Below are 17,089 nucleotides of genomic sequence, written 5' to 3' on the forward strand. Positions count from 1 at the left end.
AATTTTACTTACTAAATCAGGCAATTAGCTTGCGGTCTGCTATCATTTTGGTTTTCAATAGCCGCCCCCAGTAATGCTGCAGTGCAGCCCAAATGGCGCATGGCCGAAGGGTCGATCTTACCTGCAACGGCGACCCGAAACGACAAGCAGAAACGCTCGGGACGTCATGACCGTGGCGAGAGCGATGTCCTTGATTTCCAACCGGTCACTTTGATGGCGATGGCAATCACGACGCCGTACACAAACATCGCGAGTGCTATCGCAACAAAGACGCCGTTAATTCCCAGGGATGTCGCGGCCCCAAGTGCCGCTGTGCATCCAACTGCGACTGCGATGCGGCTTAAACTTCCGATGACAGGCCAAAGCATGATGCCGGCACCCTGACTTGCAAAGTAAAGCGCCAGACCCAAGCCGAAAAACGGATACAACGGCGCGACAATTCTGAAGTAGGCGCGACCGACCTCCAGGGCCGCTGCATCCGAGGGGTCCAGGAACATGCCAAGCCATAGATCGGGATATACCGCCAATAGAAACCCAATTGATCCGACGATCAGTGCCGCAGAAAATGAACCGATCCACGCAATGCGCAGGGCGCGGGTTCTATTTTTCGCACCAATATTTGCCCCGACCATGGAGGTCATTGCTGCACCAATCCCAAAGATGACAGGGATCATTAAGAATTCGAGCCGCGCGCCAAGGCCGTATCCCGCGAGAGCCGCTTCGCCATATTGGCCGACCAATCCAACCATCAACACAATTGTCAGTACCGTGAGTACCGCGTTGATGGATGCCATTGCACCTACTTTCAGGATATCCGTGAACATGCCAAGGTTGATCCGCGCGAAAGCACCTGCAAACACCAATCCGGTGCGTCCGGATAGAATGTAGCCGATTGCGACCAAAGCGCCAAAGCCATAGGCCACGACCAATCCCAACGGCAGCCCCGCTATACCGAGCCGTGGCAGCCCCCACCAGCCAAGCGCCAACCCGCCCGCCAGTGGAATGGATATCAGGGATACCAACAGCAGCAATAGGGAAGGGATCTGCATCTCACCCGTCCCGCGAATGACGCTGAGTGAGCAATTGCACAGCCAAACAGCAACGGATCCAGGAAAGAAAACAATGGCATAGGTTGATGCTGCTCGGATCGCTTCCGGGCTGTCACTCAACGCTCCGAAAATCATTTGTCCGAACACGCCGATGAACACGGCCATGCAAACAGCCAGACCTGTTGCAATCATCCAGGCGACGAGTGTCAAAGACGCTGCACGCTGTGGGCTCCCACTTCCCAGTGCGCGGGCAATGGAGGCCGAAATTGCACCGCCCATAGCACCAGCGGACAGCATCTGCGTAAGCATGACCAGCGGGAATACCAATGCAAGGCCGGCCAGCGTCGTGACGCCGAGAACACTGGCGAAATACGCTTCGGCGATGCTTTGCATTGCTTGCACAAACATTGCCAGAATATTGGGGGCCGCAAGCGTCGCCAGTGTAATACCGATAGGCGCTTCAAGCAGAGCTTTTGTCCGCGTGGCCCGCGCGCGTGATGCGGGATCAGGGGGCGTTGTGCTGGCAGACGCTGGAAGCACCATGATTGACACCTTTTTTGCAGGTTCTGACCCGAAACAGGATCCGTTGACGTTTGTTGATTATTTAAAGACCGGCATCCGTTTCTGCATCTTGGCCGCCACAACTTCTGCGAATTCAGGCGACTTCAGCTGCTCGGCAAACAGAACGGATTCTTTTTCCATCTGGGCGGTCATTTGCGCCTGACCATGCCGGATCAAGGATTTGGTTTTGAGCATGGATGTCGGTGCAGAATCCGCTAGTTGCGCGGCAATTTTGGCCGTTTCCACCATGAGATCGGCGAACGGGAAGACGCGTGAAGCTAACCCGAAGCGAACCGCTTCGGCTGCGTCCAGAACGCGGTTTGCCAAAAACATGTCATTCGCCACGGCCATCCCGACCGTTGCTGGCAGAAGCAGAGAGGAAGCAGCCTCTGGCACCAGCCCGAGCTTTACAAAGGGCGTGCTGAACGTGGCTGTGTCCGAGGCGATGATCAGATCGCAGTGCAACAGCATCGTTACCCCGACACCAATCGCGGGGCCATTGACCGCAGCGATCAGTGGTTTGGGGCAAGTGGAAACGGCAGTCAGAAACCGTATGACAGGGGGCACCCCGTCACCGCGCGGGCCCATCACAAAATCCTGCAAGTCATTCCCGGAAGTAAAATAGTCCTCGGCACCAGTGATGACAAACGCGCGACTGTCATCGGAGCGGGCATAGTCCTCCAGGGCGTCTGCCATAGCACCATACATATCTTGCGTGATTGCATTGCGTTTTGCCGGACGTGCGATGGTCATGGTTGTGACCCGTTCAACGGTTTGTAGGGTGATATTTTCGGCCATTTTGGCTCCTGTCGCTTTGAGTGGGGGAATTGTCAATTTTTGGCGGGCACCGTCTGCGGACTGGTCGAAAGCCACTCCCAGAACTCGGCCCACAAAACTTCGCGGCCTTTGCGCAATGCACCCTCATGCCCGATGCGTTTTACTCCAACGTCCGAGGGTTTTCTAAGGATCACCTCATGCGGGGCCGCGGGGTAGCACTCCAGCAAATCAGCGGCGGTCGAGGGCGTGGCGATAGGGTCATCGGGAAAAATCCATGACCGGATAGGTGCAGTCACTTTGTCATACTGGTGCGGGGCCAGCGATCTTGCCAGATCGGGCCGGAAATAACTGCGACGATGGCTCCAACGGCGCCATGTCTTGAAGAGTTTGGGCGGCAGTGGTTCTCCCTGCCAGCCGCCCACAGCTTTGATATAGCCGTAGCGCAGAAGCGAATAAGGCCCAAGCCCCCACCAGAAATAGAGCTCGGATGGAATGTTGCGCAAATGGTGGCCGCCGAAAAAACCAGTGCCGACAGAGACAAAAGCGTGGCGCGTGATTTTTGAATGGTTCGCCATAAGGCCAATGAAATGCCCGCCGACACTATGGCACAGATGCGTAAGGGGCAAACCAGGTGCGGCGTCTTCCAAAGCGTCAAGCGCGGCTGCCGCATCAAAGCGCCCCCAGTCCGAATATTCAATACCGGACGTGGCAAGGTCATCGCCCGCTGATCCGCCAATGCCCCTGTAGTCGTAGGTCAGAACGATGGCCCCGCGTGCGGCCAGATAGGTTGCAATACTGTTGTAGAACTGGCGCGGGAATCCTGTGCCGGCAGAGATCAGGATGGCGACCGTCGGCTCGGTCGACGTATGGATGTCTGCTTCCAGCTCCCACCCATCGCTGGCCGTGATGCGTATGGTTTTGGTTGAGACGCCCTTAGTCATTTTTGGCACCGCCGTTCGCAGATGGGGCCGGGCCGTTGATAATGTCATCCGCATTCTCCGCCAAATGGGTCAAAAACCGGCCGATGATGTCTTGTTCGGCATCGGAAAACGGTGCCAGAAGCGCCGCGTTGAACTTTTTTGTCTCACGCGCGCCTTCTTCCAGCGCGTCGCGTCCCAATTGTTCGAGATATATGTTGATGACACGGCCATCCGCTTGCGAGGGAGAGCGCCGCACCAACCCCTTTGCGCACATCCGGTCCACCAATCCCGTAAGGCTGGACTTGCCCATCGCAAGTGTTTTGGAGATTTCGCTGATGGGCTGACCGTCCTTTCGTGACAGAATGAACAGCACAGCAAGCTGCGTTGTGCTCAGGCCCGTCTGATGACGGGTGCGGTGATCGGCAGCCCGGAAGAGCGCGGAATGCGCGATCTGTAGCTGATGGAAAACTTTGAGGCTTTTGGACATGACTTCATTCGCATATGAACTAATTAATTCGTATGCGAACTTAATTTCATGAGCAACCGTTAAGTGGGGTGTGGACGGTGCGACGTGACGGCACAGACATCATTTTTCCAATATCTTACCACCAATGGGCACCTGCAAACGTCGAGGCGGTCAATGTCGCCTGCTGGGTCTTTAGTCATGCGGCAGCTCGGGGGTAGGTCCGACGCGATCGGCAAGCCGCGTGATGGTCAACCCCTGAACAATTATCGAAAAGATGACAACGATATAGGTTGCGGTCAGGATCAGCGGTTTCCATTCGTTTTCCGGCAAGGACAGGGCCAGCGCCACGGAAATCCCGCCTTTCAAGCCGCCCCATGTCATGATCGGTATGACCCCTGTGCTGAACGACTGGAACGGGCGCAGCATCAGTACGGGGATCGATACAGCCGCCAGTCGCGCGACCAGCGAAACGACAATGGCCATCAAACCGGCGAGGGCAAAATCGGTTTTGAATGCCACGGCGAAGACTTCAAATCCGATCATCAGGAACAGCACCGCGTTCAGGATCTCGTCTACCAGTTTCCAGAACGCATCGACATATTGGCGGGTCTCTTCGGACATGCCGTGTTTGGCCCCGATGTCGCCGATAAACAGCCCCGCGCAGACCGCCATGATGGGGGCCGAAACATGCAGCCAGACGGCCAGCTCATAGCCGCCGAATGCAAGACCCAATGTGATCAGCACCTCCAGCGCATAATCATCAATCAGACGCATCACCCTGAACGTCAGCCAGCCCAGCACGATCCCAAGGACCGCACCACCAAGGGCTTCTTGGACAAACAGCGTTGCCGCACCTGAAAGACCCGCGCCATGGGCATCCCCGCTGGGAAAGGCGAGGCCCACGAGCACAAGAAACACCACATAACCGACCCCGTCGTTGAACAGGCTTTCGCCAGCGATCTTTGTTTCCAGTGATTTGGGCAAATCCGCGTCGCGCAACACACCCAGGACAGCCACCGGATCCGTGGGCGAGATCAGCGCGCCGAATATCAACGCAATCATTATAGGCATGCCGGTGATCCAGCTGAACGCCACGCCGACAATGAGGGTCGACACAGCAATACCCATCGTTGCCATCAGCAGGATCAGCAACCATGCCTTGCGCAAATCAGAAAGTTTCACATGCAGCGCACCGGCGAACAGCAACAGGCCCAGCATACCTTCAAGCAGCGCTTCGGAGAACTCCAGTTCCAGTACCTGCGCGCGGATGCTTTCCTCGACCGTAAGGGCCGGGAACAGGGCGTCGGTGACAATCACCATCAACGAGGCAAACAGCGCGACGACAAGGATACCAATCGCCGAAGGCAGTTTCAGAAACAGATAGTTGATGGCACCGAACACACCCGCAAGGACGATCAGCAACGATGCAATTTGTAGCAGTGTCATAGCGGTGTCCTAATATTTGCGATCAAGGGTATAATGGATATCGCGAAGGGCCCCCCTCGTGATTGGGGGGGCAGGTATCATGCGGCGTGGGCGTGCCGCCGTGCCAGCACCTGCCGGATGACAATCGGTGCCATAAGGACCAAACCGATCACCATCGTCAGCACCCCCGGGGCTATGAACAGAAAAGACACCAGCGCGACCCACCAGCGTTCCCATTTGGCCAAGGGTGCGAACAGGAACCCGCTGAAGGCGACACCAAGGGACGCGATACCCAGCATCGCACCGGATAATGTGATCGTGAACAGCCACCATGTGAACCCGTCAGCCACCAGCAACAGCGCGGGTGAATAGACAAACACGAAAGGTACAAGCGCTTTGGCAATGCCAAGGCGGAAGGCGGTGTTGCCCGTCTTGAACGGGTTTGATCCCGCAATGCCGGCCGCGGCATAGGCCGCCAGTGCAACCGGAGGCGTAATGTCTGCCAACACACCGTAATAAAACACAAAGAAGTGTGAAACGAGCGGTTCGACCTGCAACTGCGCAAGGGCGGGTGCGGCCACGGCGACGAGGATGATATAGGTCGCGGTGGTCGGGATGCCCGCGCCCATGATGATACAGGAAATCGCGATCAGGATCAGTGATACGAACAGCGCCCATTGCGTCACGGTGAAATAGGACAGAAGGGGCAGGGTGCTCAGGAACCCGCCGATGTCCGTTGCAGTCTGCACCACAACATAGCCCAGACGGAAGCCGACGCCGGTCAGGGTCACAACCCCGACGACAACCCCGACGGTTGCCGCAGCGGCCCCCACAGCCAATGTGTTTTTCGCACCCGACGCTAGCGCATTCCACAGATCGAGCAGGGTCAGCCGGTGTCTCGGGTTCAGGAACCCCACGACCACACAAGCGATAATGCCGTAAACCGCTGCGTAATCGGGGGTTTTGCCGGACAGGATCAGATAGACCAGAATGGCCAGCGGGATGATTGACAGCCAGTGGTCCTTCAGGACGACACCGACCTTGGGCAGTTCTTCGGCGCGCAAGCCGCGCAGGCCAAGCTTTTTCGCCTCCAGATGCACCATGATGAAGATGCCGAAATAATGCAGCAAGGCCGGAAACAACGCCGCCGCCAGCACGTCGCGCAAGGGAATTTCAAGGTATTCGACCATAATAAACGCCGCGGCACCCAGGATCGGCGGCGTGATCTGCCCGCCGGTTGATGCCGTCGCTTCGACAGCGCCCGCGAAATGGGCGGGGTAGCCCACGCGTTTCATCGCCGGAATGGTCAGCGCGCCGGTGGTCACCGTGTTGGCGATGGAAGACCCTGAAATCGTGCCCATAAACGCGGAGGAGAAAATCGCAACCTTGGCAGGGCCACCGGAATAACGCCCGGCAATGACCATGGCGAGGTCGATGAACAACTGCCCCAACCCAATGCGCGTGGCCAGTACGCCGAACAGGATGAACAGGAACACATATTGCGCCATGACACCGATGGCGATGCCATAGATGCCTTGGTTCGTCATATAAAGATGGTTGATGATCCCCAGCCAGCTTGCCCCGCCATGTTTTAATGCGCCCGGCATCCACGGTCCGAAATAGGCAAAGACAAGGAACAGGATCGCGATAATCGGCAGGGTCGGGCCAACGGAACGGCGCGTCGCCTCAAGCGTTAGCAGCAACAGCGCGCTGCCCATAAAAACGTCAAACTGCGAGGGGTTGCCAACACGTTCGGATACGATTTCGGGCGGCAGCAACGGCAGGTACATCGCCGCGCCCACAGCAAGCACCGCAAGCATGATGTCGATGACCGGCACCCCGTCGAACCGATACCACGCTTTTGGCACGCCAATGGCAGGGTCGGATTTGCGCAGGCCAAACAGCAAAAATACCAGCCCAAGCACGAAAGACAAATGGATCCCACGGTGCAACAATTCGCGGATCAGCCCAAAGCCCGAGGCATAGAAGTGATAGATCGACATGGCCACCAGAACAGCCGCGATGAAATGCCCCAACATGCGCCCCGTCGGGCGAAAGGCGGTTTCAGGATCAAATTTGCGCTCGATCTCTGCCAGTTGTTCGGGGGTCAATTCGGGTGCGTTGTCAGCAGCCATGATGCTATCCGTCTGTAATCGTGAAATAAAATAAGGCCCAAACGCCGCAGGGCGTTCGGGCCAAATCAGTCAAAAACGGGCTTACTTCAGCAAACCGGCTTCTTTGTAAAACCGCTCCGCGCCAGCGTGCAATGGCACACCCACACCGTTCAACGCGGAATCGGGCGTGATGGTTTTACCCTTCGCGTGGCCCACATCCAGCAGTTTGCGGGACTGTTCGTTCCACAAAGCTTTGGTGATGTTATAGATCAGCTCTTCATCTTCATTGGCCGACGTGAACCACTGCGCGCCCACTGCCACAGTTGTGGTGGTGGCAACGCCCTCATACGCGCCTTCCGGGATGTCGGAGGCTGCGAAAAAGCCGTATTTCTCGGTCAGAGCTGCGGCACCGTCGCCGTCGATCGGCACCAGCTTGATGTCCGCAGCGGAGGCGAGTTCAACAAGTGATCCGGTCGGATAGCCCGCCACCACGAAAAACGCGTCGATTTTACCGTTGCGCAAAGCTTCGGAAGCGGCGTTGCCTTTCAAGGCTTCTGCTGTGACATCTTCAACAGCCAAGCCATTGGCCTCAAGGATCAGGTTTGCGTCGACATAAGTGCCTGAACCGGGTTCATCCAGCGACACGCGCTTGCCCTTCAGGTCGGCAACCGAATTGATGCCGCTGTCGGCCAAAGCCACCAGATGGATGTGCTCTTCGAACAGGGCGGCGATGGTGCGCAGATCCTTGGCTGGTTCTTTGCCTTCCATCGTGCCGGTGCCGGTATAGGCCCAATAGGCCACGTCGGACTGGGCAAAGCCCGAGTTGCGCAGGCCCGAGATGATTGCGTTTACGTTGTCGACCGACCCGCGCGATGAAACGGCAGAGGCGATCAGCCCCTCGACACCGCAAGACCCGCCTGCATCGCATTCGCGCGAGCCCGGTGGTTTCGAGATCGCATTGGCGATCACGCCGCCAACGGGATAGTAGGTATAGGCGGTGCCGCCCGTGCCGATGGTAAAGAACTTGAGCTCCTGCGCGGCGGCGGCAGTTGCCAGACCGGTCACCAAGACCGCGCCAATGGCGGCGGACTTCAGACCCTTGAATGAAAACGTCATGGTATTCTCCCTTTATTTCGGCGGAATTGACCGCAAATGTGCGGCGAGCCGATTTATGAGGTTCAGAGCGACCCCCGAACCGATAAACGACTGTAGGCATTGCAATACGGGCATGTAAATAGCCGTGTCTTTCCGGCTTGGCCTTAGGCCAGCACCGACAACCAGAACCAGACACTCAGGATCGAACTGCCGGTTGCGATCAGCACGGCGGAGGCTGCGATACGGCGTGCGCGCCCATACATATTGGCGAAGATATAGGCGTTGAACCCCGGTGCCATCGCACCGGTCAACACTGCCGCGCGGAACTGTTCCTTGTCCAACGCAAGGACGCTGCCCATGCTCCACGCGATGGCCGGATGCACAAGCAGGGACAGGCCACAGACCATGGCGATGGCTTTCATGTCGCCTTCGGGTTTGTATTGGATCAACACACCGCCAAGCGCAAACAGGGCCGCTGGCAATGCCGCCCGCGCAATCAGCGACAGGGCATCATCGACAACACCGGGCAGCATAAGACCGGACAGGTTCACGGCGAACCCCGCCAGAATGCCCAACACCAACGCGTTGCGGAACATCGCGCGGGTGACAGAGCGGAACAATTGCACGGCCGATTGCCCGCGTCCGCGCACGATCTCCATGACGGTGATGCCCAGCCCGTAGCAAAACGGCGAGTGGAAAGCGATGATGGCGAAATTGCCGGTCAGCGCATCAGGACCATAGGCCCGTTCCGCGATGGGCAGACCCAGCAGGACCGAATTGGAAAACAGGCAGCAGAACCCGATGGCAATGCAGTCTTCCCAATCGCGTTTGAAGAATACGCGCGCGCCGATGATACCCAATGCGAAACAGGCCGCAGCACCTGTATAAAAGCTGATCAGAAGCCGTGGATCGAACGAAGCGGCGATGTCGATCTTGGAAATCGCCTGAAACAGCAGGCAGGGTACCGCGAAATTCTGGGCGAAGCGCAGCACCCCGTCGATGCCCGCCGTTGGAAACACTCCCCGCCAGACTGCGACATAGCCAAAACCGATGACCAGAAAGACGGGCAGGATGACGTCGAGAAGGGTTTGCACAGGCGGGCCTTGAGTATGGAGTGCGGGGCGGTATCAGCCCAGCGGGAAAACCAGCTCCATGCCGTCAAAGGCCGGATCAATATGGTCGGGGGTTTCGGCGGCGATGGTCTGATAGTCCAGATCATTGTGCATGTTGGTCAGCACGGCACGTTTCGGTGCCATATCCCTGATCCAGCCAAGTGTTTGATCAAGATGGCTATGCGTGGGGTGGGGATCGCGGCGCAGGGCATCGACGATCCAACAAGTCAGCCCCTCAAGATGGGGCCAGACCGCATCGGGGATTTTTGCGACATCCGGCAGATAGGCGACATCGTTTACACGGAAACCCAGCGCGTCCATACCGCCGTGATTGACCAGAAACGGCGTAAACGTCAGCGCGCCTCCGGGCCCGTCAATGGTCGTATCCCCGTTGATATCATTCAGATCCAGGATCGGCGGATACATCGACCCTTTGGGCTGGATAAAGGCATAGCCGAACCGTTCCAGCAGGGCCGCTTTGGTCGGCGCGTCGGCCCAAACGGGCAGGCGGGCGCGCATATTGATCACGATCATGCGCAGGTCATCAATGCCATGGACATGATCGGCATGCGCATGGGTATAAAGCACCCCGTCCAAGCGCCCGACACCGGCATCCAGAAGCTGGCTGCGCATATCGGGAGAGGTGTCGATCAGTACGGATGTGGTGCCTTCTGCCGTTACACGCTCGACAAGGATGGAACAGCGGCGGCGGGTGTTTTTCGGCTCGGTTGGATCGCAAGCCCCCCAATGGCCGCCAAGGCGCGGCACACCGCCGGAAGAGCCGCAGCCCAGAATGGTGGTGCGCATCTCGGCCATCAGTGCGCCGCCTCAAATGCGGCGACCTTCGAGAAAAGCCGGTCGAAATTCAGTTGCGTTTGCGCTGCAAAATCAGGGTATGGCATGCCAAATGTTTCAGCCGCCCGCTGCGCCGTATGTGCGACGAATGCAGGTTCGTTGCGTTTGCCGCGATGGGGCGGGGGCGCAAGATAGGGGGCGTCGGTTTCCACAACAATCCGGTCAAGCGGGGCGGCGGCAAAAATGTCGCGCAGATCGCTGGATTTGGGAAAGGCAGTGATGCCTGACATGCTTAGGTAAAACCCCAGATCAAGCGCTGCGCGGGCCAGTTCCGGAGAAGAAGAAAAGCAGTGCATGACGCAGCGATATTCACCATTGCGATATTCTTCGGTCAATATGCGGGCCATGTCAGCGTCAGCGTCACGGGCATGGATGATCAGGGGTAAACCCGTCTGGCGCGCCGCGTCGATGTGGATCCGCAGGGAGGTCTGCTGCACCTCCATACTTTCCGCTGTATAGTGGTAATCCAGTCCGGTTTCGCCGATTCCGACCATCTTGGGGTGTGCTGTGAGGGCGATCAATTCATCCACGCTGACCATCGGTTCCGCGGCGACGGACATCGGATGGGTGCCCGCTGCAAAGAACACCGGCGCGTGCGCCTCGGCAATGGCGCGCACTGTATCAACCTGACGCAGCTTGGTGCAGATTGTGACCATCCGCGTCACGCCAGCCGCAGCTGCGCGGGCAATGGCTTCGGGCAGCTGGTCCTTGAAATCGGGGAAATCAAGGTGGCAATGGCTGTCCGTGATGTGCGGCATTGGGGTCGTTTGGGAGCTGTCGGTCATGCGGTCCGTCATTCTACCTAGGGGCACAGTCGCTTATCTTTTGCAGGGTATCTAGGACCAGCGCGGCAGGGTCAAGGTTCACTGCCATGCCGTGTTGCACCCGCGCCGATACCTCTTGCGCCAGATCGGCCCATTTGCGCCCCTGATGCGGGGTGGGGGATAGACGTTGCAGCAGCTCGGTCTCGCCCGGTGTGGCTTCGGTCGGGGGCGGCATGCCGGTGGCACCGGTGCGCGCCAGTCGGGCCAGCAGCAGATTGACCAATGAAAACAGAAGGATCAATTTTTCCTCCGCCCCGCGTTGCGCTGCGGCTTCGGCGAGTTTGATCGCGCGGGCGCGGTCCATCCGGGGCAGGGACGCCATTAACCCCGTCAGCTCGGCATAAATCTGCAAACCGCCCATTAGTGATAGGCGCAAGGCACCGCCAACAGAACCGCCCGAAAGCGCGGCAAGTGCTGTCGGATCGCCCTGCAATGCGACACCGGATGCGGCCAAAGCAGCTTCCATATCGACAGGATCCAGCGGTGCCAGCCGCAACGTGCGACAGCGCGAGCGGATCGTGGGAAGCAAGCTGGACGGCTGATGACTGAGCAGCAAAAGCACCGCACGTTCGGGCGGTTCTTCGAGCATCTTGAGCAGGGCATTCGCGGCATTGGGGTTCATTTCGTCGGCGTCATCAATGATGACAACCCGACGCCCGCCATCTGCGGCCGACATCTGGAAGAATCCGTTGAGCGTGCGGATGTCATCCACCACAATCTGTTTGCGCAGCTTTTTGGTGTCGGGGTTGACCGAACGGGTGACGGCGCGTAGCGCCCCTTCGCCGCTGGCCGCAATGCGCCGCGCAACGGGGTGATCAGGATCAACATCAAGCGTGTCAGGTGTGGGCGCTGCGAACATGCCGCCGTCATCGTCGGGCGTCGCCAGCAGGAACCGTGCGATGCGCCATGCCAGAGTGGCCTTGCCCACACCACGCGGGCCGGTCAACATCCAGGCGTGATGCAGCTTGCCCGAATTGAAAGCATCCAGAAATGCCGCTTCGGCCGCGCTTTGCCCGATCAAGCGGGGCGTGTCGCGGGGATGCAAGGCACCGCTTACACGGTCGGGTTGGGGGGCGTCATCACTCATGATTTGGGTCTAGCAGGTTTGACGGGGGAGGGAAGGCTCAGGACGGTAAACGTGCCGCGACAACCTGTTGGACATCTGCGGCGACGTCGTCAATGCCACGCGCGCCATCAATGGTGACGAACCTTTGTGCATATTCCTGAGCAAGATCCAGAAACCCTTTGCGCATGGCGCGTTGCAACTCTTCGCCAAAATCCTCGAACCGTTCCTCGACGGTCTGGCGCGCAAGAGCCCGCGACAAACCCTGGGTCGGGTCCATGTCGATCAGCACCGTCAGGTCCGGTTCCACCCCGATCATCAAACGGTGCAATTCATCCACGATCCCGCGCAGATCGCCGCGCGACAGGCCCTGATACATTCGTGTGGAATCGGCAAAGCGGTCGCAGATCACAATCTTGCCCGCGTCCAGCGCCGGCTGGATCGTGCGTTCCAGATGATCGCGCCGCGCTGCGGTAAACAACAGGATTTCGGTGCGCGCAGACCAACGGTCGGGATCGCCCTGCAACACCAAGGCGCGGATTTCCTCCGCCCCCGGCGATCCGCCCGGTTCGCGCGTCAGTACAACGTCATGGCCAAGATCGCGCAGGTGGTCCGCCAGCAAACGCGCCTGCGTTGACTTGCCAGACCCGTCGATCCCCTCAAAGCTGATAAACAGACCTGTGTCGCTCACGAAGCGTCCTGCGGCCCTGCGTTAAGACGCGCCAGAAGATGTTTCGCTGCAGCCGTCATTTTGACCATGAACCCGCCCGGTTGCACGGTCTGCGCGGCGACCAGCGGCACGGTGACGTCAGGCAGGTCCTCGCGGGTCAGGATCAATTCGGCGATGGCATCGCCTTTCAGGATCGGCGCGCGGAAAGGACCGGTAAACACGACCTCGCCACTCAAACCGCCACTTGCGGAAATCGGCGTAAGCACGGACAGGTCTTCGGCCAGTTCCAGACCAACTGTTGGTTGATCGCCCATGGCGACAGGTGCCTCGGCCAGTTGCGTGCCGGCAGTGCCAAGGGTTTGCTGGCTGAACTGGCGGAAGGCCCAGTTGACGATGGATTCAGATTCGCGCGCCCGTCCCGCCGCGCTGTCCAGACCCGAGATCACAAAGATCACCCGCCGGTCGCCCTGTTTCGCGCTGCCGACAAGACCATATCCGGCTTCGGAGGTGTGACCCGTTTTAAGCCCGTCAGCACCGATATCCAGTTGTAACAATGGGTTGCGGTTGAAGCGATTGGCGCTTTCGTTCGCGTCGAACATGAATTCACGCTCGGCAAACATCGGATAGAACTGCGGATAGTCCGAAATCAGACGGTTCGCCAAAAGCCCCAGATCACGCATCGACATGCGGTGGCCGGGTTTGGGCCAGCCGTTAGAGTTCATAAAGGTCGAATTGGTCATGCCCAACTGCTGCGCGCGCATGGTCATGTCGCGGGCAAAGCGGCTTTCGGTGCCGGATAATGCTTCGGCGATGACAACGCAGGCATCATTGCCCGACAGAACGATGATGCCGCGCAACAAGTCCTCGACCGTGACGCGTTCGCCTTCTTGCAAGAACATCGTCGACCCGCTGTAAGCTGCCGCATCTGCGGAAACCGGCAGTTTCTGGTCCAGCTCCAAGCGGCCTGAAGCGACGGCTTCGAATGCCATGTAAAGCGTCATCAACTTTGACATGGACGCCGGCGGCAGGGGCGTGTCGGCATCTTTCGCCAAAAGCACAGTGCCGGTTGTCTGGTCGATCACATAGGCCGCGGTCGCTTTGGTTTCAAAGGCGAAAGCCGCCGATGTGGACAGCGCGAGCGTTAGGCTGGTTGCAAGGATTCGGGCAGTGAGATTGCGCAACATGAGTGGGCAGGCTCCCGTTAATTGGTGACCGCATAGGCGTCGGAAAAGCCTTCGGCTTTGATCGCCTTGATGAGGTTGTTAAGTTCGGATTTTGACCCCGCAGGACCGACAAGAACACGCCAGAACGGCTTGCCATTGATTTCGGACTGTTTGATCACCGGCACCATACCGGCACCGCGCATCTGTTTGGCAACCCTGTTCGCATTCCCTTCGATCGAGAAAATACCAAGTTGCACGAATGGCTTAGCCAGCGAAGATGTCTGGCGGGGTGTTTCGGGTTTCGGGGCAGGAGGCGTAACCGGCGTCGCCGCAGCGGCGTCGATCGCGGCACCAGCGGCCGCAATCGGATCAAGCGCGGTTTCTGAAACCTGTGCCGGTGCATCGACAGTGCTTGTTGCGCTTTCGTCAATTGGTGCGGCCTCTTCGGTTTCTTCACGGCGCAAGGCGGTCACATTTAACGGAGCAGGGGCACCGGCCAGAATGCTGAGCGCGGCTGCTGCATCAGAAGAGATTTGCAGCTTGGGACCGGGCAGGTCACGTTCTTTGCGAAACAGCGCACCGATGACAAACTTGCCGTTTGCCTCGTTGCGGATAATCACGCGCTCGGGCTCAGTAACATCGGGATGTGCAACCCAGACCCCGCCGAGTGAGGGCCGCCCGTCCCACAAACCCTGATCGGTCGCCGAGAAAATCTCGGGTGCCTCAACGTCACGTTCGACCAGTTTTGTCGATTTCGTACTGCCCGCGGTGGTGGCAACGGATTTGCCATTTGGCATCGGCAGGGCGAATTGCCCGTTCTCGTCGCAGCCCGCAAGCAGGGACAATGCGACAGCAGCCGTGACGGTCAATCGCGCAGCGTGCCGTGGTTTGCGCGTGGTATCCATGGGCCTGCTCATTCGGTATCGTCCTTGCCTGTGGGCCACTTCGGACCTCGTTTTGCCGTTGTAAACGGCGCAGTTTCACGCCCCCTTGCAGAGGATCTTGCGCGCACATTAGCCTGCAACGCCACACCTGAAAAGGCCGCAAGACACGGATCGGCGAATTTCCCCAGATACGGCAGTGATGTTGCGCTGCGGATTGTGGTTTGCCGAATCAATTTTTGCACATTAGGAGGAGCGGGCAGCGGAGGTTTGGCAGAGTGGTCGAATGCACCGGTCTTGAAAACCGACGGGCGTGAGAGCGTCCCCAGGGTTCGAATCCCTGAGCCTCCGCCAGCAAATTTTTATTCCAGAAATAATCAGCAAGCGTACACGCGCTTTTGCTTGGCCAAGCGTCTTGGCTTGCCCGCGGGCTGGTGCCATTTTTGCGCCATCGCCTTCTAAACCCACTGTAATATTGGCCCGCGAAGGCTTGCGAGTTCGCGCCATTTCGCCCCGAGCCATCTGCCCCGCACAGGTATCAGAAATTGACGAGCGGACGAAACTTCGTTAATAAATATATGCGTATTCATATAAATTGACACCTGAACACAAGATTCGGGGTCTCGATCCAACCGGGAGAAATAACTTGAAATTCAAATCTACATTGGCCGCTGGCTTACTTGTTGCTACCGCGTTCACCTCGCAGGCATCTGCCCAAGAAGTCACCTTGCGGGCCGTTTCGGCCTTTAATCTGGATACGACATTCAGTCGTGAGTTTCAGGCTTTTGTCGGCTGGATCAACGAAAACGGCAAAGGCACAGTTCAGATCGACCTGATCGGCGGGCCCGAGGCGGTACCGCCTTTTGAGTTGGGCAATGCCGTGCAATCGGGTGTCGTGGATTTGGCCAATAACACCGCGGCCTTCTATCCGAACCTTGTGCCAACAGGGGACGCCATTCACCTTGCGGAAAACACCGTGCAGGAACAACGCGAGAATGGCTGTTACGCGGTGATTGACCGGATTCACCAAGAACAGATGAACGTGAAATATCTGGCCCATGCAGGCGATGGTATCGGGTTTCATTTGTATCTCACAAAACCTGTCGAGGGGCCGGACCTGAGCGGGCTGACCATTCGGACAACGCCGGTGTATCAGGCGATGTTTTCGGCACTGGGCGCGAACCTTGTGCGCACCGCACCGGGCGAAGTTTATAGTGCGCTGGAGCGCGGGGCGATTGATGGTTACGGTTGGCCGTCGCAAGGGGTTTTGGACCTTGGTTGGGACGAGCAAACGAAATACCGCGTTGATCCAAGCTTTTACAATGTTGACGTGAACCTCTTGGTCAACCTCGATGTCTGGAACGGGTTGACCGATGCGCAGCGCGCCAAACTTGAGGAAGGTGCGGCATGGATGGAGGCGCTGAACGCGAACAACGCCGAAATCAACACCGCCGAATATGCAAAACAGGCCGAAGCGGGGATTGAAACCATCACGTTCGACGCGGCTGGCGCTGAAAAATGGCTGACCACTGCACGTGATGCAGGCTGGGCCGCGGTCGAGGCCGTGGACACGCCGCTTGCACAGGAACTGCGCGCCTGTCTGAGCAAATAACCGGACATGATCGGAGTATTCTTTGACCGGTCGCTCTGGATGCTTGCCGCGCTGTCGGCGGGCATTCTGGGGGTGATTGCGGTGATCATCGCCATCAACGTGGTGCTGCGAAACCTTGGCCTGCCGGTGATATACGGCGCGCTGGATGCAATACAATATGCGCTGATGATCGCCACATTCATGGGCGCACCTTGGGTATTAGCCAAAGGCGGTCACGTCAAAGTCGATCTGCTGACCGCATCGCTTGCGCCCGTAGCGCGTTCTCGATTAAGCTGTCTCACCAACCTTATCGGTGCCGCTTCGGCCGCGGTGTTGGGCTGGTACGGCGTGCAGGCCGCCCTTGCGTCTGCGGCCCGCGGATCGATGATCCGTACCTCTTTCGTTATCCCTGAATGGTGGATGCTGTCCTTCGTGCCTGCGTCGCTGATCCTGTGCGTGATCGTTTTCCTGCGCAAGATCGTGCAGCCCGACGTGGCCGATGCCACACCGAACGGGTTATAAC

Annotated in this window: 16 protein-coding genes and 1 tRNA gene; 3 read left to right on the plus strand and 14 right to left on the minus strand. The window is 58.4% G+C overall.

Annotated features, from left to right (window positions below; translation table 11 throughout):
• Positions 1–164 precede the first annotated feature (164 nt).
• The 14 genes from Z947_RS0110115 to Z947_RS0110180 form a co-directional block, all read right to left on the minus strand.
• On the minus strand, positions 165–1,592 hold the full coding sequence (locus Z947_RS0110115) for an MATE family efflux transporter (protein ID WP_025044191.1): 1,428 nt from the start codon (positions 1,590–1,592) through the stop codon (positions 165–167).
• Between the two features lie 57 nt (positions 1,593–1,649).
• Complete coding sequence (locus tag Z947_RS0110120) at positions 1,650–2,408, minus strand: enoyl-CoA hydratase (protein ID WP_025044192.1); 759 nt, start codon at positions 2,406–2,408, stop codon at positions 1,650–1,652.
• A 32-nt stretch (positions 2,409–2,440) separates the two neighbouring features.
• Entirely contained in the window at positions 2,441–3,328 is an 888-nt protein-coding gene (locus Z947_RS0110125; RefSeq protein WP_025044193.1) for an alpha/beta hydrolase family protein, read from the minus strand.
• A complete protein-coding gene (locus tag Z947_RS0110130) occupies positions 3,321–3,794 on the minus strand; it encodes a MarR family winged helix-turn-helix transcriptional regulator (protein WP_025044194.1) in 474 nt (157 codons plus the stop codon). The genes Z947_RS0110125 and Z947_RS0110130 overlap by 8 nt, the downstream gene beginning before the upstream one ends.
• Positions 3,795–3,965: 171 nt before the next feature.
• Complete coding sequence (locus Z947_RS0110135; RefSeq protein WP_025044195.1) at positions 3,966–5,219, minus strand: cation:proton antiporter; 1,254 nt, start codon at positions 5,217–5,219, stop codon at positions 3,966–3,968.
• Positions 5,220–5,296: 77 nt separating this feature from the next.
• Positions 5,297–7,333 carry a TRAP transporter permease gene (locus Z947_RS0110140; protein ID WP_025044196.1) on the minus strand — a complete coding sequence of 679 codons (2,037 nt, stop codon included), beginning with the start codon at positions 7,331–7,333 and terminating at the stop codon, positions 5,297–5,299.
• 81 nt (positions 7,334–7,414) lie between these two features.
• Positions 7,415–8,428, minus strand: a complete 1,014-nt coding sequence (locus Z947_RS0110145) for a TAXI family TRAP transporter solute-binding subunit (protein ID WP_025044197.1) — start codon at positions 8,426–8,428, stop codon at positions 7,415–7,417.
• A gap of 143 nt (positions 8,429–8,571) precedes the next feature.
• On the minus strand, positions 8,572–9,501 hold the full coding sequence (locus Z947_RS0110150) for an AEC family transporter (protein WP_025044198.1): 930 nt from the start codon (positions 9,499–9,501) through the stop codon (positions 8,572–8,574).
• A gap of 33 nt (positions 9,502–9,534) precedes the next feature.
• On the minus strand, positions 9,535–10,335 hold the full coding sequence (locus Z947_RS0110155) for an MBL fold metallo-hydrolase (RefSeq protein WP_025044199.1): 801 nt from the start codon (positions 10,333–10,335) through the stop codon (positions 9,535–9,537).
• Complete coding sequence (locus tag Z947_RS0110160) at positions 10,335–11,159, minus strand: TatD family hydrolase (protein WP_025044200.1); 825 nt, start codon at positions 11,157–11,159, stop codon at positions 10,335–10,337. Before Z947_RS0110160 ends, Z947_RS0110155 begins: the two co-directional genes overlap by 1 nt.
• Before the next feature lie 13 nt (positions 11,160–11,172).
• Positions 11,173–12,285, minus strand: coding sequence for a DNA polymerase III subunit delta' (locus tag Z947_RS0110165; protein ID WP_025044201.1), 1,113 nt, complete (start codon positions 12,283–12,285; stop codon positions 11,173–11,175).
• 37 nt (positions 12,286–12,322) lie between these two features.
• Positions 12,323–12,952 carry a dTMP kinase gene (gene tmk, locus Z947_RS0110170; protein WP_025044202.1) on the minus strand — a complete coding sequence of 210 codons (630 nt, stop codon included), beginning with the start codon at positions 12,950–12,952 and terminating at the stop codon, positions 12,323–12,325.
• Positions 12,949–14,115, minus strand: coding sequence for a D-alanyl-D-alanine carboxypeptidase family protein (locus Z947_RS0110175; protein WP_025044203.1), 1,167 nt, complete (start codon positions 14,113–14,115; stop codon positions 12,949–12,951). Before Z947_RS0110175 ends, tmk begins: the two co-directional genes overlap by 4 nt.
• A 17-nt stretch (positions 14,116–14,132) precedes the next feature.
• Positions 14,133–15,011, minus strand: a complete 879-nt coding sequence (locus Z947_RS0110180; protein ID WP_037938842.1) for an SPOR domain-containing protein — start codon at positions 15,009–15,011, stop codon at positions 14,133–14,135.
• Positions 15,012–15,239: 228 nt separating this feature from the next.
• On the opposite strand from Z947_RS0110180, the gene Z947_RS0110185 reads away from it, so the two are divergent.
• The 3 genes from Z947_RS0110185 (at position 15,240) to Z947_RS0110195 (ending at position 17,088) form a co-directional block, all read left to right on the plus strand.
• Positions 15,240–15,329 (plus strand) — tRNA-Ser (locus Z947_RS0110185).
• 292 nt (positions 15,330–15,621) lie between these two features.
• Positions 15,622–16,587 carry a TRAP transporter substrate-binding protein DctP gene (dctP, locus tag Z947_RS0110190; RefSeq protein WP_025044205.1) on the plus strand — a complete coding sequence of 322 codons (966 nt, stop codon included), beginning with the start codon at positions 15,622–15,624 and terminating at the stop codon, positions 16,585–16,587.
• A 6-nt stretch (positions 16,588–16,593) separates the two neighbouring features.
• Positions 16,594–17,088, plus strand: a complete 495-nt coding sequence (locus Z947_RS0110195; protein WP_025044206.1) for a TRAP transporter small permease — start codon at positions 16,594–16,596, stop codon at positions 17,086–17,088.
• The last annotated feature ends 1 nt before the right edge of the window (position 17,089 follow it).

The sequence above is a fragment of the Sulfitobacter geojensis genome, assembly GCF_000622325.1.
GTDB classification, from domain to species: domain Bacteria; phylum Pseudomonadota; class Alphaproteobacteria; order Rhodobacterales; family Rhodobacteraceae; genus Sulfitobacter; species Sulfitobacter geojensis.

Excerpts from the sequence above, each read along its gene's own strand:
- Z947_RS0110115 (WP_025044191.1), bottom strand. The coding sequence starts at position 1,592 with ATGGTGCTTCCAGCGTCTGCCAGCACAACGCCCCCTGATCCCGCATCA.
- Z947_RS0110120 (WP_025044192.1), bottom strand. The coding sequence starts at position 2,408 with ATGGCCGAAAATATCACCCTACAAACCGTTGAACGGGTCACAACCATG.
- Z947_RS0110125 (WP_025044193.1), bottom strand. The coding sequence starts at position 3,328 with ATGACTAAGGGCGTCTCAACCAAAACCATACGCATCACGGCCAGCGAT.
- Z947_RS0110130 (WP_025044194.1), bottom strand. The coding sequence starts at position 3,794 with ATGTCCAAAAGCCTCAAAGTTTTCCATCAGCTACAGATCGCGCATTCC.
- Z947_RS0110135 (WP_025044195.1), bottom strand. The coding sequence starts at position 5,219 with ATGACACTGCTACAAATTGCATCGTTGCTGATCGTCCTTGCGGGTGTG.
- Z947_RS0110140 (WP_025044196.1), bottom strand. The coding sequence starts at position 7,333 with ATGGCTGCTGACAACGCACCCGAATTGACCCCCGAACAACTGGCAGAG.
- Z947_RS0110145 (WP_025044197.1), bottom strand. The coding sequence starts at position 8,428 with ATGACGTTTTCATTCAAGGGTCTGAAGTCCGCCGCCATTGGCGCGGTC.
- Z947_RS0110155 (WP_025044199.1), bottom strand. The coding sequence starts at position 10,335 with ATGGCCGAGATGCGCACCACCATTCTGGGCTGCGGCTCTTCCGGCGGT.
- Z947_RS0110160 (WP_025044200.1), bottom strand. The coding sequence starts at position 11,159 with ATGACCGACAGCTCCCAAACGACCCCAATGCCGCACATCACGGACAGC.
- Z947_RS0110165 (WP_025044201.1), bottom strand. The coding sequence starts at position 12,285 with ATGAGTGATGACGCCCCCCAACCCGACCGTGTAAGCGGTGCCTTGCAT.
- Z947_RS0110175 (WP_025044203.1), bottom strand. The coding sequence starts at position 14,115 with ATGTTGCGCAATCTCACTGCCCGAATCCTTGCAACCAGCCTAACGCTC.
- Z947_RS0110180 (WP_037938842.1), bottom strand. The coding sequence starts at position 15,011 with ATGAGCAGGCCCATGGATACCACGCGCAAACCACGGCACGCTGCGCGA.
- Z947_RS0110195 (WP_025044206.1), top strand. The coding sequence starts at position 16,594 with ATGATCGGAGTATTCTTTGACCGGTCGCTCTGGATGCTTGCCGCGCTG.